Below are 24,793 nucleotides of genomic sequence, written 5' to 3' on the forward strand. Positions count from 1 at the left end.
CTCGTGTGAGCTAATATCATTCGAACTTAAGTGAAGATAAATTAACTCTTACTAATGAATCATAGGCAATCCTAATGAAAATAAATGGGCTAGTATAATAATAGTCAATTAAAAGGCGTGACTTTATTTACTGATTTACTATAAAAATTTTACCTCTTTGGTTGCGCGCGTCTTAAAAGCGAACAATTTGGATATAATGAATTAGTGTATCGATTAATAAAGTGGAGGTATCATATCAGATGAAAGACAAAAGAAGATTCGACTTCATACCCAATCGATTAAATAAATATTCTATACGTAAATTTTCAGTAGGGATCGCCTCTATACTTGTAGGTGCAATCCTCTTTTTCGGATTAAACAATGAAGCGAAAGCCGACGAAGTTAATGTGACAAGTGAACATGGTAATAATAACGGTGAGAACGCCTCATCTACGAGTGAAGATGAGACAGATCACGCACAAACTCAAGAAACAGCTCAAAGTGATGCGCCAACCCCAGAAGCATCACAAGAGACTCAAGATCAGACAACTTCTCGCGATGATAATGCAGGTAGTAAAACGTCAACAGAACAAGCTCAGTCAGCTGACAGTCAAGCAACTTCCGATAAAAGCGACTTAGAATCAGAAGGTGCACAGAACGAAGCATCAGACTCATCTGCTGAAGATCAAACATCTGAGGGTCAACAAGAGAACTCAGCGCAGAGTGAGGATCAAGATAATAATGCAGCTCACGAAGATGCGGCGCAACAAAGTGAGAATGACAACGCCTCTGAAACATCTCAACAAGATGAAGACGACGATAACGCTGCAAAAGACGTAGACGATAAATCACAAGCGGATAAAGGGTCTACGGAAGGTGACAAAAACAAAGCACAAGATGACAAGACATCTTCAAATGACACTGAGGACCAAGCGCAAGACAACGAGTCATCTAAAAGCAAGCAAGAACATGCAGAATCTGACAATAAAGATACTGATGCATCAAAAAGTAATGAAACTGCAAAATCTGACAAAACAACTGAACACGCTAAAGACCAAGCGACATCAGATGAACAGGGTAAAGATACTGCGTCATCAAATCATTCCACAGAAACTGATAAATCTGTAGGGAAGGACGTCTTAAATCAGAAGTCAGATAAAGCATCAAATAGTTCAAAAACTGCATCCGATGCTCGCGAAGAAGAAGCAAAAGTAAGTGCAGTTTCAGATGAACTAGACATGTTAGCTGAAGATGCCGAGACACCAGAAGAACTTTATGAAAAGATTAAAAATCTCTCTTCTGATATGGATAAATCTAAAGCTTTAGCAACACTTCAAAGCCGTGCATCAAGCTCTCCAATATTCCGTCAAGCGTATGCAGCGACGGCATCTAACGAGAAGTATAATGGTAAAATTATCGACTTTGATGACCCATTAGTGAAAAAAGTAGACCAACCGAACACTGCCTTAGCACCATCAGATATTAACTTTTCACCACGTTTTAAAGAAGGAAAAAGTAAATCATACGCCTTTGTTATCGATAAAGACGGTAAGGTGTCTAAAAAGCAATTAGCTACTAGAAACAACGATGATGTCCGTGCGTATAAAGGGAATTATATTCGACTCAACAACGATAATCCTGAAGCCTATGTCTACTTCAGTGACATCGGAGTGGCTAATGGTAAGACGGTCGATGCACTCGCACACGTGAGAATGAATCCTTCTGAGAACGGCGACCGTAACAATACGCGTTATTTCATGACATCAGGTACAGATGTGCTCTCACTTTTATCAGACAGTGGTGGCGGTGCGCACGTCGACTTATCATTCTATCAACATGCGGATCAGTCGAAATACGATGATTATTATAACCAAGCTGATACGAAGACATTGACGAAGAATCAGTTGTTTGATGATTTAGCGTCAATGAATCACAAGAAGACGAAAGTCAGCGGTCTATTCAACGTGTACGACTTGGATGATTATGACAAGAACAAAGCAAAGGATGTACGTAAATCTATTACTTTTAACCGTAATGAAATCGACAACTTATACATCAGTAACGAGAAAGGTAAGGAAGCGACGTCCCTCCTTGAGCTAGATGGCGACGATGTAACGATTACTTCAGGTCCGGGTGCGGCATCTGGCACGTATGAGAACAACAAACGTGTGACGGTGTCTTACTTAGATAAAAGTGACATTTCATATACGATGACTGGCCGTGGTTCGAGTGGTCCAGCCTTTGACGTTAAAGGGCTATTGTTGAAACAAATTCCACCGTACAATACGGATCAACGCGCTTCTGCTAGTAAAGGAGATGCTCAGCTCGATATCACGCAAGAAATTCCAGCACGAGATGTGGATAAGAAAGCGACTTTACCGAGCAATTTAAGCATTGGTGTCGAAGTGCCTGAGGGAATTCGTCTCGCTTTAGAAGAGAATTCAGATGGTCTGTTTACATCAGATAGTTCTCAAAGTAGTACGAATAAACTATCTATCGTCCCAGGTATGAATGGTAAAAAGGATTTAAGCCTTTTAGAAAAACAAAAATATTATGATACAATCCAGAACTTAACACTCACGTTGACACATGGCTTATCTTTATCAGATGTGGAAAATAATACAGACAAATGGACGAAACTCAAAGATTATTACAATAAAGATAGTGAAACATTGAAAGTCCCAGTGAAATGGTCATTTAATAATGGTGACAAATCATGGGATAACTTGGAAACAGATGTCGCGCATGCGAATCTGAAATTGCCAGATGATGTAAAAGCCTTAATCAATCAAATCAATGATGCAGAGGAAGCTGTTGAAGCAGCGAAACGTGCAGACCAAGAGGCGAAAGATCAATTACAAGATGCGAATTCTGATCAACTCATTACACCAGGAGAACATGATAAGTTGATTGAAGCTCGTGATAATGCTCGCGACAAGAAAGCTGAAGCGCAACGTAAAGTAGATGCGTTACCACAGGCTCAGAAGAGAGATTTACCTGATCAGCTTGCACGTCTCACTGGTATAGACGTGCCAGACGTGAACGACGCCAACGAGAACGGTGTGGACGATAAGATTGATGCCCAACGTGAAGAGGCAGCACATGCGGTTGAAGCGGCTAAAAATGCGGACCAGGCTGCCCAAGATAAGTTGAAAGAAGCGAATGCGGACGGATTGATTACACCAGACGAGCATAAGGCTTTAGAGAAAGCGGCTCAAGATGCGGCGGAAGCTAAGAAAAATGCGCAGGACAAAGTGGATGTGTTGCCAGATGATCAGAAAGGTGACATGCCGGGTGAATTAGATAAATTGAATGGTATAGATGTACCAGAAGTGAATGACTCTGATTCAAATGGCATTAGTGACGATATTGATCAGCAGCGCGAGGAAGCACAAGCAGCAGTCGATGCGGCTAAGAATGCGGATCAAGCTGTCCAAGATAAGTTAAAAGAAGCGAATGCGGACGGATTGATTACGCCAGACGAACATGATGCACTTGAAAAAGCGAATCAGGATGCAGCGGATGCCAAGCAGAATGCACAAGAGAAAGTGGATGCACTTCCAAGTGATCAGCGAGGAAATATGTCAGATGAACTTGATAAACTTCATGGCATTGATATTCCGGATGTGAATGATTCAGATGCGAATGGTGTATCTGATGATGTTGATAAGCAACGCGAAGAGGCACAAGCAGCCGTGGAAGCTGCTAAGAACGCAGATCAAGCCGCGCAAGATAAGTTGAAAGAAGCGAATGCGGATGGACTTATTACGCCAGACGAACATGATGCTTTAGAAAAAGCGAATCAAGATGCAGCCGATGCTAAACAGAATGCGCAAGAAAAAGTAGATGCACTGCCAAGCGATCAACGAGGCGACATGCCGAGTGAATTAGATAAATTGAATGGTATTAATGTACCTGATGTTAACGATTCTGACGCAAACGGCGTCTCCGACGAAGTCGATGCACAACGCGAAGAAGCACAAGCGGCAGTCGACGCTGCTAAGAATGCGGATCAAGCCGCGCAAGATAAGTTGAAAGAAGCGAATGCGGACGGATTGATCACTCCAGACGAGCACGACGCACTAGAGAAAGCAAATCAAGAAGCCGCAGATGCTAAACAAAACGCACTAGAAAAAGTCGATGCATTACCGTATGATCAGCGAGGCGACATGCCATCAGATTTAGAAAAACTTCATGGAATCGACATCCCTGATGTGAACGATTCAGATTCAAATGGTGTATCTGATGATGTTGATAAACAACGTGAGGAAGCACAATCAGCTCTCAATGCGGCTAAAAAAGCGGATCAAGCTGCACAAGATAAATTGAAAGAAGCAAATGCAGATGGTCTAATTACGCCAGATGAGCACAACGCACTAGAGAAAGCGAATCAGGATGCGGCTGACGCTAAGCAGAATGCACAGGACAAAGTAGATGCATTACCAAGTGATCAGCGCAGAGATATGCCAGAAGAATTAGATAATCTTCACGGTATCGACATTCCAGATGTGAATGACTCCGATGCGAATGGTGTCTCCGACGATGTAGATAGACAACGAGAGGAAGCGCAAGAAGCGGTTAACGCAGCTAAAAGCGCAGATCAGGCAGCTCAAGATAAGTTGAAAGAAGCGAATGCGGATGGCTTAATTACACCGGATGAGCATAAGGCTTTAGAGAAAGCGAATCAGGATGCAGAGAACGCTAAGCAGAATGCGCAGAATAAAGTAGATGCATTACCGTATGATCAGCGAGGCGAAATGCCATCAGACCTAGAAAAACTACATGGTATCGATATTCCAGATGTGAATGACTCTGATGCGAATGGAGTCTCCGATGACGTGGATAAACAACGAGAAGAAGCGCAAGCAGCAGTTAACGCAGCTAAAAGTGCAGATCAAGCTGCACAAGATAAATTGAAAGAAGCAAATGCGGATGGCTTAATTACGCCAGATGAGCATGAAGCATTAGAAAAAGCAAATCAGGATGCGGCTGACGCTAAACAGAATGCGCAAGAAAAAGTGGATGCATTGCCGTCAGATCAACGTGGTGAGATGCCATCAGATTTAGAAAAACTACACGGTATTGATGTACCAGATGTAAATGATTCAGATGCGAATGGCGTAAGTGATGACGTCGACAGTCAACGAGAAGAAGCGCAAGCAGCGGTTAATGCAGCTAAAAGTGCAGATCAAGCAGCACAAGATAAATTAAAAGAAGCGAATGCGGATGGTTTAATTACGCCAGACGAACACGACGCTCTTGAGAAAGCAAATCAACATGCAGAGAACGCTAAGCAGAATGCGCAGAATAAAGTAGATGTATTACCAACCGACCAACGAGGCGACATGCCAGATGAATTAAATAATCTTCACGGTATCGACATCCCAGATGTCAATGACTCCGACGCGAATGGAGTCTCTGATGAAGTGGATAAGCAACGCGAAGAGGCACAAGAAGCGGTTAATGCAGCTAAAAGTGCAGACCAAGCAGCGCAAGATAAATTGAAAGAAGCGAATGCGGATGGCTTAATTACGCCGGATGAACATGACGCACTAGAAAAAGCGAATCAAGAAGCCGCAGACGCTAAACAAAATGCGCAAGAAAAAGTCGATGCATTACCGTCTGATCAACGTGGAGAAATGCCAAGTGAATTAGAAAAATTAAACGGTATTGATATACCTGATGTTAACGATTCAGATGCCAACGGCGTTAGTGACGATGTAGATAGACAACGCGAAGAGGCAAAAAGTGCCGTTAACGCTGCTAAGAATGCAGATCAAGCTGCACAAGATAAATTGAAAGAAGCGAATGCAGATGGCTTAATCACACCAGATGAACATGAAGCTTTAGAAAAAGCAAATCAAGATGCAGCGGATGCCAAGAAGAATGCGCAGGATAAAGTAGATGCACTTCCTAGTGATCAACGCGGAGATATGCCAAACGAACTTGATAATCTTCACGGTATCAACGTTCCAGATGTGAACGATTCAGATTCAAACGGCGTAAATGATGAAGTCGATGCGCAACGCGAAGAGGCTCAAAAAGCCGTAGATGCAGCTAAGAATGCGGATCAAGCTGCACAAGATAAATTGAAAGAAGCGAATGTGGACGGCTTAATTACACCGGATGAACACGACGTACTTGAGAAAGCGAATCAAAAAGCGGCGGAAGCCAAGAAGAGTGCTCAAGAAAAAGTAGATGCGTTGCCTAGTGACCAACGAGGTGACATGCCGAGCGAACTTGATCAACTTCATGGCATCGACATCCCTGATGTGAACGATTCAGATGCGAATGGCGTAAGTGATGACGTTGATAGACAACGAGAAGAGGCACAAGCAGTGGTTAACGCAGCTAAGAATGCGGATCAAGCAGCCCAAGATAAATTGAAAGAAGCGAATGCGGATGGATTGATTACTCCAGACGAGCATGATGCTCTTGAAAAGGCAAATCAAGATGCAGCGGATGCAAAACAAAATGCGCAAGAAAAAGTAGACGCGTTACCAAGTGATCAGCGCGGAGATATGCCGACTGAACTCGACAAGCTTCACGGCATCGATGTACCAGAAGTGAATGATTCCGATGCGAATGGTGTATCTGACGATGTAGATGCCCAACGTGAAGAGGCAGAACATGCGGTGGAAGCGGCTAAAAGTGCAGACCAGGCAGCTCAAGATAAGCTCAAAGAGGCAAACGCAGATGGTCTAATCACACCAGATGAGCATGAAGCATTAGAAAAAGCAAATCAGGATGCAGCCGACGCTAAGCAGAATGCGCAGGATAAAGTGGATGCACTGCCAACCGACCAACGAGGCGAAATGCCAAGCGAACTTGATAAGCTTCATGGCATCGATGTACCAGATGTGAATGATTCAGATGCCAACGGCGTAAGTGATGACGTCGATACACAACGCGAAGAAGCCCAAGCAGCCGTCGATGCAGCTAAAAGTGCAGACCAAGCCGCCCAAGATAAGTTGAAAGAAGCTAATGCGGACGGACTAATCACACCAGACGAACATGAAGCACTAGAAAAAGCAAACCAGGACGCTGCAGATGCGAAACAAAACGCGAAAACTAAAGTCGATGGACTTCCTAGTGACCAACGAGGAGACATGCCGGCTGAACTCGATAAACTTCACGGTATCAACGTTCCAGATGTGAATGATTCCGATTCAAACGGCGTTTCCGACGATGTTGATAAGCAAAGAGAAGAAGCGCAAGCGGCTGTCAATGCGGCTAAAAGTGCAGATCAAGCAGCTCAAGATAAGTTAAAAGAAGCGAATGCGGATGGTCTAATCACACCAGATGAACATGAAGCGCTTGAGAAAGCGAATAAAGATGCAGCCGACGCTAAACAGAATGCGCAGGATAAAGTGGGTGCACTGCCATCCGGCCAACGAGGAGACATGCCAGAAGAATTAGATAATCTTCACGGTATCGACATTCCAGATGTGAATGACTCCGATTCAAACGGCGTAAGTGATGACGTCGACAGACAACGCGAAGAGGCTCAAGCGGCAGTCGATGCAGCTAAAAGTGCTGATCAGGCAGCTCAAGATAAGCTGAAAGAGGCAAATGCCGATGGACTCATTACACCAGACGAGCACGAAGCACTTGAGAAAGCGAATCAAGATGCAGCGGATACTAAGCAGAATGCACAGGACAAAGTGAATGCATTACCTAGTGATCAACGCGGAGATATGCCATCAGAATTAGAAGCACTACACGGCATTGATATTCCTGACGTTAACGATTCAGATTCAAATGGTGTATCTGACGATGTAGATAAACAACGTGAGGAAGCGCAAGCGGCAGTAGATGCAGCTAAAAATGCAGACCAAGCAGCTCAAGATAAGTTGAAAGAAGCGAATGCGGACGGCTTAATTACACCAGATGAGCATAAGGCTTTAGAGAAGGCGAATCAGGATGCAGCGGATGCAAAACAAAATGCGCAGGATAAAGTGGATGCACTGCCAAGCGATCAACGAGGCGATATGCCGACTGAACTCGACAAGCTTCACGGCATCGATGTACCAGAAGTGAATGATTCCGATGCGAACGGCGTTAGTGACGACGTAGATGCACAACGCGAAGAAGCACAAGAAGCGGTTAACGCAGCTAAAAGTGCAGATCAAGCAGCGCAAGATAAATTGAAAGAAGCGAATGCGGACGGTTTAATTACACCAGACGAACACGAAGCACTTGAGAAAGCGAATCAAGATGCAGCCGATGCTAAGCAGAATGCACAAGAGAAAGTGGATGCATTACCTAGTGATCAACACGGAGATATGCCATCAGATGTAGAAAACCTACACGGTATTGATGTGCCAGATGTGAATGATTCCGATGCAAATGGAGTCTCCGACGACATGGATAAACAACGAGAAGAAGCGCAAGCGGCAGTAGACGCAGCTAAAAGTGCAGACCAGGCAGCGCAAGATAAGTTGAAAGAAGCGAATGCTGATGGCTTAATTACGCCAGATGAGCATGACGCTCTTGAAAAGGCAAACCAAGCCGCAGCGGATGCAAAACAGAATGCGCAAGAAAAAGTCGATTTACTTCCTAGCGACCAAAGAGGCGATATGCCAAACGAACTCGATCAACTCCATGGCATCGACGTTCCAGATGTGAATGATTCAGATGCGAATGGTGTATCTGATGATGTTGATAAGCAACGTGAAGAGGCACAAGCAGCCGTGGATGCTGCTAAGAACGCAGATCAAGCTGCGCAAGATAAGTTGAAAGAAGCAAATGCAGATGGCTTAATTACGCCAGACGAACACGAAGAACTAGAGAAAGCGAATCAAGATGCAGCCGATGCTAAGCAGAGTGCTCAAGAAAAAGTCGATGTCTTACCGTCAGATCAACGAGGCGACATGCCATCAGACTTAGAAAAATTAAATGGTATCGATATACCAGATGTGAATGACTCCGATGCGAACGGCGTGTCCGACGAAATAGATCAACAACGAGAAGAAGCGCAAGAAGCGGTTAACGCAGCTAAAAGTGCAGATCAGACAGCTCAAGATAAATTGAAAGAAGCTAATGCGGACGGATTGATTACGCCAGATGAGCATGATGCTTTAGAACAGGCTAATCAGGACGCAGCGGATGCAAAGAAGAATGCACAGGACAAAGTGGACGCGTTACCGTCAGATCAACGAGGTAATATGCCTGAAGAACTCGACAAATTACACGGCATAGACGTACCAGATGTGAATGATTCAGACTCAAACGGTGTATCCGACGACGTTGATAAACAACGAGAGGAAGCACAAGCTGCTGTGGATGCGGCTAAAAATGCAGATCAAGCTGCACAAGATAAATTGAAAGAAGCTAATGCGGATGGTCTCATCACACCAGACGAACATGACGCACTAGAAAAAGTAAATCAAGAAGCAGCCGACACTAAACAGAATGCGCAGAATAAAGTAGATGCATTACCATCAGACCAACGAGGTAATATGTCAGAAGAACTCGACAAGCTTCATGGCATTGATGTGCCAGATGTGAACGATTCAGACTCAAACGGTGTATCCGATGACGTTGATAACCAACGAGAGGAAGCCCAAGCAGCGGTTAACGCGGCTAAAAGTGCAGACCAGGCTGCGCAAGATAAGTTGAAAGAAGCTAATGCAGATGGCCTTATTACGCCAGACGAGCACAAAGCACTAGAGAAAGCGAATCAAGATGCGGCTGACGCAAAACAAAACGCCCAAGAAAAAGTAGACGCGTTACCATCAGATCAACGTGGGGATATGCCAGAAGAACTTGACAAGCTTCACGGTATAGACGTACCAGATGTGAACGATTCCGATTCCAATGGTGTGTCCGATGATGTAGACACTCAACGAGAAGAGGCTCAAGCAGCTGTCAATGCGGCTAAGAATGCGGATCAAGCAGCCCAAGATAAGTTGAAAGAAGCTAATGCAGATGGTCTAATCACACCAGACGAACATGATGCGCTTGAGAAAGTAAATCAAGAAGCAGCCGACGCTAAACAAAATGCGCAAGAAAAAGTGGATGCATTGCCTAGCGATCAACGAGGCGAAATGCCAAGTGAACTTGATAAACTTCATGGTATTAATGTGCCAGATGTGAATGATTCAGACTCAAACGGTGTGTCTGATGACGTTGATAACCAACGTAACGAAGCCCAAGCAGCAGTTGATGCAGCTAAAAGTGCAGATCAAGCAGCTAAAGACAAGCTCAAAGAGGCAAACGCAGATGGCCTAATAACACCAGATGAACACGACGCTCTTGAAAAGGCAAACCAAGCCGCAGCGGATGCCAAACAAAATGCACAAGCCAAAGTGGATGCATTACCATCAGATCAACGTGGGGACATGCCAAGCGAACTTGATAAGCTCCATGGCATCGACATCCCTGACGTAAATGATTCAGACTCAAACGGAGTATCTGATGACGTAGACACTCAACGAGAAGAAGCCCAAGCAGCTGTGGATGCAGCCAAACATGCAGATCAAGCCGCGCAAGATAAATTGAAAGAAGCGAATGCGGATGGCCTCATTACGCCAGATGAGCATGAAGCACTTGAGAAAGCAAACCAAGACGCAGCGGATGCCAAGAAGAATGCACAAGAAAAAGTAGATGCACTGCCAAGCGACCAACGCGGGGACATGCCAAGCGAACTCGATAAACTTCACGGCATCGACATCCCTGACGTAAATGATTCAGATGCGAACGGTGTGGCCGACTCTGTTGATGAACAACGTGACGAAGCTCAACAAGCAATCGACGCAGCTAAACGTGCAGACCAAATAGCACAAGACAAGCTGAAAGAAGCCCAAGCAGACGGAATTATCACGCCAGCCGAGCATGATGCGCTTGAGAAAGCGAACCAAGATGCAGCCAATGCTAAACAGGTAGCACAAGACAAGGTCAATACGCTTCCTGATACTCAGAAAGCTATTTTACAACCAGAATTAGATGCGCTTCATGGCATTGAAGTTCCTCAAGTTAGTGAGCAAGAACCGAAACAGCCAGAACCAAACAACCCAGATCAACCATCGCAGCCACAGCCGTCTCAAGATCACTCTGGTGATGTGCATCATTCTACACATCAAGATCAACCAGCAACTCATACGAATGATCAACCTGCTGGCAACACAACTAGTCAAACACGACCAACAGTGGATCAAGCTCAACAATCCGTAATAGCAGCTAAGCAACAGGCACAAGCTCAAATAGATCAACTACCAGCTCAAGAACAGTCAACATTACAAGCTGAACTTGATACAGTAACTAATATCGAAATACCTTCGACTGGAGCACATCCAGCAGGTACGACACCGCAATCACCGAGTCATAGAACGTCTCAAGATGAAGACGCATTACCTGACACGGGTGAGCAAGCAACAAGTCAAGGTACGATATTAGGTTCAATGGCAGCCCTTATTGGTTCACTATTCTTGTTCAGAAGAAGACGTAGAGATAAAGATGAACAATAATATTAATTAGAGTTCCCTCCTCATATGGAGGGAGCTTTTTAGTATGTGAGGAAAATGTACTGTTTAGCGAAGTGGACATGTTAAGTGAATTATTTAATCTTCACAAATTATTAATAAAGCCGAACGAGTCCCTCTCATCGTCGAGTTACTCATTTGGCTACTTTTATGCACAATCACGTATACATTTCTTTAATTTTAACAGGCTTACCGCCATTTAATCTTGAATCTTCAGCCGCAAAGGCCATGAGATGACTCTTGAGCGACTCTCTCGCTGAAGTGAGGCTCGGCGTCTGACTTTCTTCAAAGGCGTGAACCTGACGAACGAAATGTTTCATCAATTCTGAGTCACTGCCGCCGTGTCCTGAGTTCGAAACATTCACAGGAACTTGTTTCTGATCTCCTGTTACAAAGTCGGATACTGTGAATTGGTTCGTCATCCATTTTCCAGAAATTTCACCTTTAGTGCCGTTAATTTGGACTACGCGTGTATTATCGTGGGTAAGACCGCACATCGAGAACACAGCAGTCTCGCCACCTTCAAACTCCATATTGACTACTTGATGATCCACAACGTTGTTATCCGAACGATACACACACTTACCGTAAGGCCCGTCTTTCAGAGCTTCAATGATACCTTTTCTAGAAACATCATTGGTTACTTTCCGCGCCCAGTTAGAGTCACTTAAATAGAAATCAGGAGCATAATACGGACATTGATCAGCAACTTCACAGCCATCTAAACAATATTCAGGGGAGCCCTTAGGTGCATTATCTTCTTTAAAAAGTGAGAGTGAACCGTATGAATTAATAGATTTACAATCACTGTCTATTAACCAAGAAATGATATCCATATCATGACAAGATTTTTGTAAAATCATAGGGCTCGCTAAATCAGAATTGCGCCAATTTCCGCGTACATAACTATGTGCCATATGTAAATGTCCTATGTTCTCATTGAGCTGAATAGAGATGACTTTCCCGATATCACCACGCGCAATACAATTTTTAATCGCAGACCAGAAAGGACTGTAACGCATAACATGACAAATCGTTAATAATCGATGGTTCTGCTCAGCCACTTTCGTCATTTCTACACATTCTTCGCGAGTGGGTGACATAGGCTTTTCAAGCAGCACATGATACCCCTTATTTAATGCTGCGATTGCCGGTTCATAATGCAACTGATCTTGCATGCAAATTACCATTACATCAGCTATTTTAGACTGACTCAAGACATCCCTCCAGTCTTCAAAACGTCGATGGGCTTCAATCTGATGTTCCTCCGCAAAGTAGTCACGTCGCACTTTATCCGGATCAGCAACAGCCACGAACTCTATTTCATTAGGATGATCCAAGCTGTACGGTCCATACGCATAAGCCCCTCTGTCTCCTGCGCCAAGTAATACAGCTGTTAATTTCTTCATACAAATTCTCCCCATTTTACCCATACATGATTGTTAACAGTTAGTGTGATTCACCACTTATTTTCATAAAAATACTATCCAACCTCATCTAAAAAGTCAATGACAGTTAATGCAGAATGAAACGTTGTTATGTAAAAAATATCTAAAGATGAGCGAAGCGGAAAAACGTATTCTCTTGCGCTTATACAACAATTATCGCTAATATTGAACTATACATAAGAAAAGGGGATACTCATCATGTTTGGAAAGTTAAAGTCAACAGCGACCTCTTCTGCTTTAGTCTTAACAGGTGCGACATTTATCGGGGTTTCAGCAGGTCTCGGAGCAGGAGTGAAAGCACTGCATCAATTAGATAAGAGAGTCAGAGATAAATGGTATCAACGGTATGGTCGACCAAAGATGAACTTTAAGGATGGCAAGCTAAACAGTTATTATACAATCTTTGCGAAATACTTTGATATTCCTTCGATTCTTGGGATTATGGGAGCCATTTCATCATTTATGTTCTACAAGAAATATTATGTAGTCAGTCTGTGGGTACTCGGCGTTGTAGGTTCAGCGGGCGTCGTAGGATTTATACAGAAAAATACCATCCAACGCTCCCGTCCATTCCAACATCTTGTACAAGATACAGGATATTCATTCCCAAGCGGTCATGCCGTTGCGAGCAGTGTCTTCTTCTCTCTCATCACGCTCGTACTCGTGCCCGTGATTAAAAGTCCTATAGCACAAGCGGTCACACTACCGGCAGTCTTAACAACCTGGTTAAGCATTATTATGAGCCGGTTCTACTTCCATGCACACTTCCTAACAGATGTGATTAGTGGCGTCGCATTCGGATCATTCTGGGTACTTCTGTGTACAAAAGTTTATAAATGGTTGCTACATCAAGACTTTCCATTTATGAGAATAGGAAAGACATTTTATATGAAATAGTAAAAGTAAAGGCATACCCCACGATAAGGAGTATGCCTTGTCACTCATAATTCACATGCATCTTATACGGCTGTTTCCCCACTACAAAGCGACACATCCGAAACTGCCTCAACAACAATCCTACACCAATGCAAATCCCCAGTGTAAACAAGAGCGATATAGCCAAGAAGACCAACGTCATATCCGTAAACGCCGCGAAATAATGATAAAGCGAATCAATAATTATTGGATGCAACAAATAGATAAAGAATGAGAATGTGCTAATAAGCTGAACTGACGAATAGAACAGTGTGTTGAAATGGGTAGCGACACCTAAGAGCAGTAAGAACATCACTGAACTATAGCACATCAAACCTGCACTGAAACTTGTGACATACCAATAAATATGATGGCCGAAAGCGATGAATCCTAAATAACTGAGGATTGCCACGCCCAACACGATAAAGATATGTAAATTCAAAAATTGAATGATTTGATGATAATGACGACCGATATATCCTCCCATGAAAAAGAAGAAAATCCAGCCTAGGATGCATGTATTTTCACTAAACGGATAAAAAGCTGTGAAATATTTAGCGAAAACAGCATTCTCGTTATAAAGATGTAAGAAACTAAATTGAACAATAAAGCTAAGCACCAATACCGTTTTACTATCAAAAATGCGAGGTGACCCTTTGTACAGTAAGTAACTCAGAACGAAGAATTGCATGATAATCAGAATAAAATAGCCATGCCAGTGTCCTGAAATCACACTTTTCAACCATTCTTCTGTAAACGTATTACCTGTAATCTTATGCTCACTATAGGCATAGAAAGTCCCTACGAGTAAGTAAGGGCACAAGATGTATTTGACCCGTTTCCAAAGATAGTGACGGTCGACCGTCTTATAATTTAAAGTTGTGAGCAGTTGAGACAAGATAATAAAGCTAGGTGTAGCAAAGATAATGATATTTTGTATATAGTAAAGTAATTTGAGCTCTGAAGTCTCGCTGTCTTCCACATGTCCCATGTATTGCGTGAGAATATGTACGAGAACGATTAAGATACAGATGAATGCTCTGAAATAGGTTAATTCTGTCTTGTAATGAGTCATGAGTGAAATCCTGTCCACCCCTTAATGAGTCGTTCGAATGAATCTCGACTCACTAATATGCGGGGTATTTTGTAATTATTGCATGTCGGTTCAATCACTTTGTCGACTTCTGTAAAGCCGTAGTGAATACCGTTTGCTTCGAGTACTGCGATGTTGCGTTCGTTCAATTTGCCATAAGGATAGGCAATACTTTGATTATCTTCGTTAAAATGTTTCTTCAAAAATGCATTGCTGGCTTGAATATCTGAAGTTAAGACTGTCTTAGAGACAGATGTCATATTGGCGTTCTTGCCTTTTAACCCATGTAAGTCATGCGAGTGAGAGCTAAAGTTCCATCGACCTGAACAGTGGAGTTCTTTAAGTTCTGCTAATGTAAGTAAGTCAAGATTATGGAAATCATGATCACCTACATGCCCGGTGATGAGAAATCCAGTAGCAGGGATGTCATATTTCTTAAGAATGGGTTGTGCGTTGTACAAAGTCGTATCATCCATGTCATCAAAGCTAATCCACACACTTCGAGGAGGGAAGTGACCTTGTGCTTTGTACTTTAAGAGTTCAGCCTCTGTGAGAAAGTGTGCGTCGTGGGCATGAAGCCACGCCATTTGCGCTTCAAACTCTCGTTTCGTCACGCTATAGGTATTGAGTTCTTTACTATTTGAGAACCATTGCATAAAACGTTCGAGCAAGCTGCCATCTCGAACACGATGGTAAGTGAGTGCGATAGCTGCATTAGGATTTGAACTGAGTTCGGATGTTGTATCAGCTGCCTTTGCAGGACTTGCGCACATCGTTTCGCATAAGCATAGGAGTAGAGTGAGACAGACAATGAAGAACTTATGTATGCGCCTCAAAGTTAGTAACCTCTTTTACCACACACAAATCTTTGTACGATATAGCAAGTCGTAAATATCACGATAGCTATGATTGAAAACAAGAGCATCGTGCGCAGGAGTTGTTCGATATCGCTCGCCTCCAAATTCAAAGTAACGCGTGTTAATAAGACGGAAGGGGAGTGTGACCGCACCATTGTTCCCACGAAGAGGATGAAGGCGATGATGCAGTAGAGCCAGAACCCTAAGCTAAATATTAAGATGACACTTTCACGTAGAAGATTTAAACAGAGATGTGCTATTCTTCGTTTCGACGTTCCGGACTTGTCCATGTTGCAAATGCTCCTTTCTTACGACGTAATGCTTTCGGTAATGCTACGATGGCGACTAAAGCATTGAGCAGCCAGTAGAATACGGGATACCAACTTAAAAAGATAAATGTAATCAGATTGAGTTTCTCATAGCGACTGTCGATGAGAAGGGAGACGGTGAACTGTAAGACGTTGATAAATGTGAGCACGAGTGCCGGTAATAAGATGAGCGTAAATTGATATTCTAGGTAGTAAATGTCTAAGAAGTTGATATGTAGAATCATCCAACATAGGGCACCAACAATCCAATATACCCATATCAAAGATAGCGTTTGTTCAATAATCAGAGTGAAGAGTGGAATATTAATCGCTCTTAAACCGTGTTTCCAGTCGCGAATCAATACTTCCTGTCCACCTTGTGCCCATCGGATACGCTGTTTCCATAAATCTCCAATCGTTTCTGGCACCAACATCCAGCAAAGTGCGCGAGGCTCGTACTTAATCGTGTATTTATGTAAGTGGAATTTCCAGGAGATCGCGATATCTTCTGTGATCATGTCAATATCCCATTTGCCGACGTGTTCCACCGCACTTTTACGAAAGAGGGTAAAGACCCCAGAAATCGTATTGATCTTACCTATGACAGATTGGGCACGTTTAATCCCACCGACCATGCTCGTGTATTCGATCGCTTGAATCTTACCGAGAAGTGATCTCTTGTTACGAATACGCGGATTGCCTGTGACTGCTGCCAATTGACTATCATTATTAAAATGCTGAATCATGTAATATGGCCCATCATTATCGATAATCGTATCTGCATCGATGACCATTACATAATCAAATTTCGCATGATTAATCCCTTCATTAAGTGCATTTGCCTTCCCTTTGTTATCCCGTAAATTAATAAATTTAAAATCAATTTCGTGAGCGAGCTGTTCTAATATACGAGCTGAATGATCTGAGCTCCCATCGTTAATGACGATAATCTCTTTATTAGGGAATTCTAGATTATAGACATTCAATATCGTATCTTTAATCGTCGTTTCTTCGTTATAGCAAGGAATGAGAAAGGAGATACCCATGTCACCGATATCTTTGTCGACTTTACGCTTTAACTTACGCTCGTAACAAGCGACATAGTACACGGTACCTACAATCCAATAAATGGACATAAAGAGCGGATACATCAGTGGAAATAGTAAGATGTCCATCATGTTCTGTTCTACCTTCCGTTAATCAGTCAATTGAATTGTAATACACTTAAATCAAAATTACAATCGATAAACTATTAAATTGATGTGACGCAAAACAATAATAATATTAACTAGTAATTAATTTATTTCTCAACTTTTGCTTATGGAATTAAAGTGAGATTTATGAGGTTGAATAAAATTATTGAGAGTAAACCTACTTTAAATAGTAATGAACTAGGAATTCAAAGCCACTTTATAAGAAGTGAGCTATTTTGAGAATGCAACGTAAAGAAAGTTGTTTAAATCACAGTAGTGTTTAAACGAATAAATATTTTAGTATTTTTGAGAAAAAGTTGTTTGTTTTTACTGTTACCGACAAAAGATATAGAATATAATATAGTAATCAATAAATATAAGAACAGTCACATTTAATGAACTAGCATCAAAATTCGATACAACGTTAAGTGGTAGGGATTTTGATTAGGGAATCATTTGTGAGGTGAGGCACTCAGAGGAAGTGTCATAACCGTTAGAAGACCCATATAAGCCCTATGTCTCTACAAATTCAAATATTAGATGAAATTCGTTTCAGGAGGGACGCGAGGGTGTTACAACAACTTAAACAACGCCTAGTGAAGCAATTTGTCGTTCAAAGTATTTATCTAGGCGAAGAGTACATTACTATTGATTGTACATATAAGAACTTTCTACGCTTGAATGCGAAACAACTAACGATTACGGCGAACGGCCAACCGATTGATTTCGAGGTGACCTCTCATTCACGTAATACGTTAGTACTTCAACTACCTACTCAAATTCTTCATAGAACTCAGTCACAACTACATATTGCTTTAGCGCATAATGGCAAGCGTTTATGGTTACAAGCAGGTGATCGCCTTGAGGTGATGCAAGGTCTTAACGGAGGTTTATATCAACTTGAGGTAGATCAACAGATTGTCCTTCAACATTTACAGCTCGGTTATACGTACATTAACGAACCTTGCCCGGTGCATTTTAGTAAGGCAGGAGATGAGCTCGAAGTGACAGACGGCTCAGATCATTCAACGCCGATCGAAGCATTACTCTTGTTGAATTCTAAACACATGAAGACATTAGACTGTCACGCTGGCAAGGTCAATGTCGCATATACTCAAGAGGAAATCGCGCAAGAGGCGTTCTATGTGTATGCGGTAAAAGGACTTGAACTGTATCCGATTGAAGTCTCAATGCCTTTGACGTTCAAGCGTTATTTCATGCAGTATCATGTGAGTCGAAATACACTCACTATCAATCGCGTATTCTACAAAGTGTCTGACGTTCAAATCACGCAGTTAGCCGACGAAAACCACCTCAACATTGCGTTTGAAACACCATATACGTTACGAGATGACGATGATGTTCAACTCGGTATCGTCGACGTGAACTACAGTCAAGTACAGTTCTTAGATACGACGATTGGCTTAAATAAGGTATCTGCGAAATTAGATTTATCTACGATTGAGAGTGTTAAAACGAAGAAAGTCTTCATCTGTATTAACGAACATACGTATCTATTGACGGCAGAGTCGCTGAAGTTCAAGACGTTCCATACTTTAGAAGATGAAATTTATCAATTAAATATCAATAGTCGTAACGGTATGACGCTAAAATATCGCAAACCGAAGTTCAAAGTTGGCGTTAATTCGTATGACGACCAGCATTTAAATATTTATTTCCAACCGCATGCAGTGTATCAACACTGTAATTACTATTTAACGTTTGAAGAGCGAGAGTCTGAACAGACGTGGTCACAGCCGATTGAACGTGGTGAACAGAGTGTGTCACTCGATTATCAACGTTTGTCTGAACTGTTAACGAAGAAGAAATCGATTATCGATGTGTTCGTGACAGTTTATGATGGCGAAACGTTAGTGAGAAAGCAGAAAATTAAATACAAGACAGGTATTTATAAAAAAGATAAGGTTCAAACACTGGTTGAACAAGCCATTGGAGCGCGTACCGTCTACTTTATGATGACGCTCACACCTTTTAAAAATATCAAATTTGAAACGTTCGATTTATCAACTCGTGAATTACAAATATTGAATGACAACAACGTTAAAAATAACAATATTTGGATGATTGGCGAACGCACGGATACTGCGCAAGAAAGTGGTATTCAAATGTTCAAGTGGCTACAAGAACACACGGATGTGGAAGCGTATTACGTCATCGATGAAACGTCTGAAGACTATGCAGGGATTCAACATTTAGATCACGTGTTACGTTTCGGTTCAGAAGACCATCTCCGCATCGCACCACAAGCACAAGTACTCATGTGTACGCATGATATCGAGAATATTATGCCATACAAAGCGGCTCCTGGTTTCTGGGGTTACGAAGATACGACTAAGATCTTCCTTCAACATGGTGTGCTTGGACGCAAAAATGTGGAATATCATCGTAAGTATTATGAATCACCATTTGATTTATTTAACGTCTCAAGCGACTACGAGAAACGAGATGTCGTGATGAAAGAGATGGGTTATAAAGATGAGGAGGTAGCTGTCACAGGCTTACCACGCTTTGACCGTCTTCCACTCGAACCGCGTAAAAAGATTAAGCGCGTGTTAATCATGCCGACGTGGCGTGATTGGCTGAACTCTACAGAGGCGTTTACCCATAGTGAGTACTTAAAGCGCTATATGAGTTTGATTAATAATGAGCAATTGCTGAAGTTAAGTGAGCAGTATCAGCTTGAATTGAATTTCTACCCGCATTATCGCGCGCAAAGCTTCTTTAAGATGTATTTAGAGGACAACGCGGCGTCGCAAGTCAATTACGTGGAGCTCGGTAAAGAAACTGTGCAGGATTTATTGATCAATCACGATTTACTCATTACGGATTATAGTTCTGTTAGCTTCGATTTCTCTTATATGAACAAGCCTGTGCTATTCTACCACTTTGATGTGGCGCATTTCTTTAGAAAGGGCATCCTAAGACCGATTAACGATACCTTTATCGGGGACATTGCTTATTCTGAAAATGAGTTGATTTATAACATCGAGGCTGCGCTGAAACGTACACACGGCCCGATAGGCGATAGAAACCTTATTTTTAATCATATAGATCATCATAATTGCGAGCGCGTGTATGAGGCGATTATGACGAAGGTATAAGAACATTAGAGGAGCTAGAGAGATGATAGAATTAGTTAAATTTAATGTGAACTACGGTTCAATTCAAGAACAGTTACCACAACAACTCGCCTTTACTGTGCGTAATGAGAAGACATGGCGTATTCAGGCTTCCCAACTTGATGGTTCAGAGTTTAAGTTGGGGAAAACTGCTTATCCAGACGGAGTTATAGCGATATTTGAATATCAAGAAAGCGTTTATTATGTTCATGCGAAAAATCATAAGGTGTACTGTACACCGTATTTGAATAATAAGACGGAAGGTAGTCTCAATATATCAATTCAAGCATTACACGAGCGCTTTGAAGTGATGCCAACTGAACTGAGTTATCAGATTAGAGATACGTACAACGATGTCGCAATTGAGCTCGATTACAGCACGCTATTCGAGGTAGGCCGTAAGCCATGGATTACAGATGAAGTCAATCGTGAGGGCGACCCTGCGATTTTTATTAAAATCCAGTACGCCTCGGACTTCACTTTCTTAGAATATACGCATGCTAAACGTGATTTTTCTTTTAAAACACATCATATCGATGTGATTTCAGATTCTGAACTGCAATTCGATTTTAATAGTGCGAATGAATTCGTAGTTTGGACTTCAACACACCAACAGCGTATTCGTCTCAGTAATTTGAAAAAGGATAAAGATGGACGTCTAGATGATGACTTTTTACGCTATCAAACACGTCCAGTATATTTAAAATTAGATAATCGCTTGTATATTATCAGTTATCGCAATGGCAAACTTAGTATCAAGACAGATAAAGAGAATGACTTACTTTATCAGCGTAGTGAGATTAAAGTGCAGAAGTCACTACGACATATCATCTTTAGTGGTCAAATTGATTATCATGCGACGATTCGACCTACGGAGTTAGTGACGAAAGCTGGGGAGTCGCTCGGTAAGGTGAAATGGTCTCGCTCGGGTCAGTTTGAGGCGAAAGTGAAGATCAAGCAGTTACCGTACCTTACTCAAATTCATAACACAGTATTTATGGCGTTGAATGGTAAGATGGTTCATCCACTCCATCAAATGAAACAGTTAAATGATCAAGCGAAAGTTGTGCGCACGTTTAACTATAAAGGTCATGCGATTATCGTTCGTCGAAATGCGGCGAATAATTTATCGATTGGCAACCTGCCAGCATTGAAGATTTATCAGCCATGGCATAAGTGGAAGATTAGTATGGCTGCGAAAGTGGCGCCAGTCGTTAAGTTCTTGATGGGGCGTCGCAATGTGAACGTATATTTTGAAAAAGAAGCTTCTAAAGCTGTTGAATCTGGAAAATACGTATTTGAAGCGGCAGCCAGTGATCGTAGCACGAAAGCGACGAATCGCTTTATCTTAGATCGCACATCTCCGCAATACAAAGAGATGAAGAAGAAGTGGGGCAAGAAGATTGTTGATCGCTTTAGCTTTAAAAACTATCTCTATGTCTTCCTCGCGGATTATTTTATTGCCAGTGAATTGAGTAATCATGCGATTAACACACGTATATTCAATGATCGCTTAAATCGTAAAATTCAAGCGACACCGCTGTATTTCTTGCAACATGGTATTACATTTTTAAAACCACGTGGAGATTCGAAAAATGTAGGATTCCACAAAAAGAACATGACCAACAATGTGGTGAAATCCGTCGTAAGTTCAGAAGTTGAAGCTAAAATCTTTAATGAATTAGGGTATAACGATTTCGAATTGATGAAAACAGGGATGCCGAAATTCGACAATGCCCAACTCGCGCCGAATGCCAACAAGATAACTTACATGCCGACTTGGCGTCCGTGGGAAGAATCAGCTGTCGTAAATGGTGACATTAAGAAGACGACGTACTATCAATCCATGGTAGAAGTGATTCAAGCCTTTGAACAGGCTGGATTGCTAGATCGTTTGCAAATCGCAGCACACAACAAATTTGCACATTATGCGAAAGATTTATTTAAAGACTATGCCGATTTATTTGTCGAAGATCCGACAGATACATTGAAGAATTCCGTAATCTATATCACTGATATTTCTTCGATTATCTTTGATGCGATTAATCATGGGGCTTTCCCAATCTTCTATTGGAAAGAGTTTGATGACATTATTGCTAAGCATGGAGGAACGACGCCAGCTAATCGCGATAACGTGCCAGGTGTAGTTGCTGATGACGAGCACGAACTCGTCGCGTTAGTACAGAAAGCGATAAATACAAATTATCACTTACCGGAAAAAGTACGTCACAATTACCGTCAAATCAACGAATTTAATGATAATCGCAATACTGAACGTGTGATTCAAGAATTAAAAAATGATAAAGTGTTGTGAGTTTGAAAATAGAGCAGAAAGTTATATAAAATATTAAAAATGCGCTAGTGGTGGGGAACAGCCTTTGCACTAGCGCATATTCTTATGCTTATTTATTGTTGTCTTTATCTTTGTGGGTCTTATTTTCTTTTTGAGCTGGTGAATAGTCGACGCCTTTCGTATATTCATTGGAGGCATCCCAGAGTAGGAATTCGTTAATACCGTGATCTTTCAGTGCTTGAATTTGATCTTGTACGGCTTGAGCGTCGTATTCTTTGTAGTTCCCTTCGCCAAGGTAGCTTGCTGTGAAATCTTGTAACCATGGACGAGACTGTGGCTGGTGTTTTCCAGCTTTTTTCAACACATCATGTTCACGACCCAAATATTTGTCGACGGTTTTATACGGTTCGAGGTCAGGATGGGCAATGCCGAAATCATTCGGACTCCAGTGAGATGGATAGACCATTGAAGAAATCACATCGACATTACCAGCAATTTTAGGGAAACTTTGGCCAATGCCTGGCGCTTCTTCAACAGTTGCTGAATAACCGAACACGTCTGCACCCGTCTTCACATCCAATTTATGTAATGATTTGCGTGCAGTTTTTAAGAAATCAGTAATCGTCTCCACACGTTGTTGTGTATGGTTAGTATCATCGCCCTTATATTTACCGTTAGAGTAGGACAGTTCAGTGTCCATGTTCTCAAAGCCTTCAGGGAAGCGGACATAGTCGAATTGCACTTCTTGGAAACCGGCATTTGCGGCTGCTTTAGCGACATTAATATTGTAATCCCAGACTTTTTTACTGAAAGGATTGATAAATTTATCGCCGCCATCACTTTCCCAAACGTCGCCATCTTTCTTCTTGAAAGACCACTCAGGGTGCTCTTCAGCGAGTTTAGAATCTTTAAAAGTCACAATGCGCGCAATAGAATAAATGTGATTCTGCTTTAACGTCTTCATCAATTTCTTCAAATTTACGCTCTCTTGGGTATTCTTCTGAATCAATTTATTATCAGAGTTTAAATTCATTGTGATATTTCCGCTATCGTCTTTCACATCAATGACCATCGTATTTAAGTCAGTATCATTGATAAAATCGATAAGTTCATCAAACTTCTTACCTTTGAGTGAATTCGGTGTTACATAAATCCCTTTAACTCCATCTTTTGGATATTTCACTTCATTTTTCTTCGCTTGTTCTGATTTAGCAGAGTGCTGTTTATCAGATTTCGAATCATCTGTTGTACCACAGGCAGATAGCACGAGCACACCGGCAGCGAGTGCAGTCAACAAACGCTTCATTTTACGTCATCCCCTTAGTTTTATTTGAATAGTTATTTAATGTATAGATGAAATAAATAACTTTCATTCAATTATATTTTATCTAAACTATAGAAGTTCAACAATTATTGAATCGTTTTGTCACAATAAATATAAAAAAGAGAGTGAGACAGAAATCTATGTGATTCCGTAGTCTCACCCCTGCAAGGGTGTCTCGTACTTTAGACAGTGCTAGCTATCTCAAGTTCAAACAGCTACTGCGAAGAGCAATAGTTAATATATTCATCGATTCCTCGTCTAAATGCGTTAAAAATCAATTATAACCCTCCCGTAGACTGCGGGAAGTCTTAAACAAATTGCCCGTCCTCATAGATAATGCGTTCTTTCTCACCTTTAATAAACGCATCGAAGTTTTTGTTATTAAAATTAGTGAGTAGCGTTCTTGATGTTTTATACTGAATACTTTCGTTATCTTTACTTTCAACTAACATTTTTCGGAAAAAGAATCCTTTTTTCAAAGTAACACGTTTGAGTTGACTGTAATCTAATATATCTGCACTTTTAATTTCGAAATCTTTAAAACCTACTTCTGTAATAGCGAGTAAATCATCATCAAAATAATAAACTTCAAGATTATGTTGTCCCCTTTGACCTACTAACATACGTCCAGATCTAAATGTATGATCAGGTCTCTTTAAAGATAAATAATCTAATATATCGTTTTCGCGAACTTTCATATTCACAGTTGTATACCCCTTATATATTTATTATTTTAATTATATTATAGCGTAGATAAACA

At 41.6% G+C, this 24,793-nt stretch carries 11 protein-coding genes; 4 read left to right on the forward strand and 7 right to left on the reverse strand.

What is annotated here, in order from left to right; translation table 11 throughout:
* Positions 1-239: 239 nt before the first annotated feature.
* The gene (locus tag CD126_RS07760) at positions 240-11,447 is read left to right on the forward strand and encodes a GA-like domain-containing protein (protein WP_103370274.1); all 11,208 of its coding nucleotides are present in this window, start codon (positions 240-242) and stop codon (positions 11,445-11,447) included.
* Between the two features lie 173 nt (positions 11,448-11,620).
* Here the strand turns inward: CD126_RS07760 and CD126_RS07765 are convergent, their stop codons facing one another.
* The gene (locus CD126_RS07765) at positions 11,621-12,871 is read right to left on the reverse strand and encodes a Gfo/Idh/MocA family protein (RefSeq protein WP_049408023.1); all 1,251 of its coding nucleotides are present in this window, start codon (positions 12,869-12,871) and stop codon (positions 11,621-11,623) included.
* 237 nt (positions 12,872-13,108) lie between these two features.
* On the opposite strand from CD126_RS07765, the gene CD126_RS07770 reads away from it, so the two are divergent.
* Positions 13,109-13,807 carry a phosphatase PAP2 family protein gene (locus CD126_RS07770; protein ID WP_049408022.1) on the forward strand — a complete coding sequence of 233 codons (699 nt, stop codon included), beginning with the start codon at positions 13,109-13,111 and terminating at the stop codon, positions 13,805-13,807.
* 40 nt (positions 13,808-13,847) lie between these two features.
* On the opposite strand, the gene icaC is transcribed toward CD126_RS07770, so the two are convergent.
* From icaC to icaA, 4 genes are all read right to left on the reverse strand, one after another.
* On the reverse strand, positions 13,848-14,900 hold the full coding sequence (gene icaC / locus CD126_RS07775; RefSeq protein WP_103370275.1) for a polysaccharide intercellular adhesin biosynthesis/export protein IcaC: 1,053 nt from the start codon (positions 14,898-14,900) through the stop codon (positions 13,848-13,850).
* The gene (gene icaB, locus CD126_RS07780) at positions 14,897-15,691 is read right to left on the reverse strand and encodes an intercellular adhesin biosynthesis polysaccharide N-deacetylase (protein ID WP_049408019.1); all 795 of its coding nucleotides are present in this window, start codon (positions 15,689-15,691) and stop codon (positions 14,897-14,899) included. The genes icaC and icaB overlap by 4 nt, the downstream gene beginning before the upstream one ends.
* 65 nt (positions 15,692-15,756) lie before the next feature.
* Positions 15,757-16,065: an intracellular adhesion protein IcaD gene (gene icaD, locus CD126_RS07785; RefSeq protein WP_082143059.1), complete on the reverse strand. Its 309-nt coding sequence runs from the start codon at positions 16,063-16,065 to the stop codon at positions 15,757-15,759.
* Entirely contained in the window at positions 16,032-17,258 is a 1,227-nt protein-coding gene (icaA, locus tag CD126_RS07790) for a poly-beta-1,6 N-acetyl-D-glucosamine synthase IcaA (protein ID WP_049408032.1), read from the reverse strand. Before icaA ends, icaD begins: the two co-directional genes overlap by 34 nt.
* Before the next feature lie 587 nt (positions 17,259-17,845).
* Between icaA and CD126_RS07795 the strand changes: the two genes are divergently transcribed.
* Positions 17,846-20,398 (forward strand): CDP-glycerol glycerophosphotransferase family protein, encoded by a 2,553-nt coding sequence (locus tag CD126_RS07795; protein ID WP_103370276.1) that lies wholly within the window; start codon positions 17,846-17,848, stop codon positions 20,396-20,398.
* Positions 20,399-20,420: 22 nt separating this feature from the next.
* Positions 20,421-22,730 carry a CDP-glycerol glycerophosphotransferase family protein gene (locus CD126_RS07800; RefSeq protein ID WP_103370277.1) on the forward strand — a complete coding sequence of 770 codons (2,310 nt, stop codon included), beginning with the start codon at positions 20,421-20,423 and terminating at the stop codon, positions 22,728-22,730.
* Between the two features lie 88 nt (positions 22,731-22,818).
* Here the strand turns inward: CD126_RS07800 and CD126_RS07805 are convergent, their stop codons facing one another.
* Both CD126_RS07805 and CD126_RS07810 read right to left on the reverse strand, forming a co-directional pair.
* Entirely contained in the window at positions 22,819-24,015 is a 1,197-nt protein-coding gene (locus CD126_RS07805) for a putative glycoside hydrolase (RefSeq protein WP_049408012.1), read from the reverse strand.
* 326 nt (positions 24,016-24,341) lie between these two features.
* Positions 24,342-24,737 carry a hypothetical protein gene (locus tag CD126_RS07810; protein WP_065428831.1) on the reverse strand — a complete coding sequence of 132 codons (396 nt, stop codon included), beginning with the start codon at positions 24,735-24,737 and terminating at the stop codon, positions 24,342-24,344.
* Positions 24,738-24,793 lie beyond the last annotated feature (56 nt).

It is taken from the genome of Staphylococcus pettenkoferi (assembly GCF_002902685.1).
In the GTDB taxonomy this organism is placed as follows: Bacteria; Bacillota; Bacilli; order Staphylococcales; family Staphylococcaceae; genus Staphylococcus; species Staphylococcus pettenkoferi.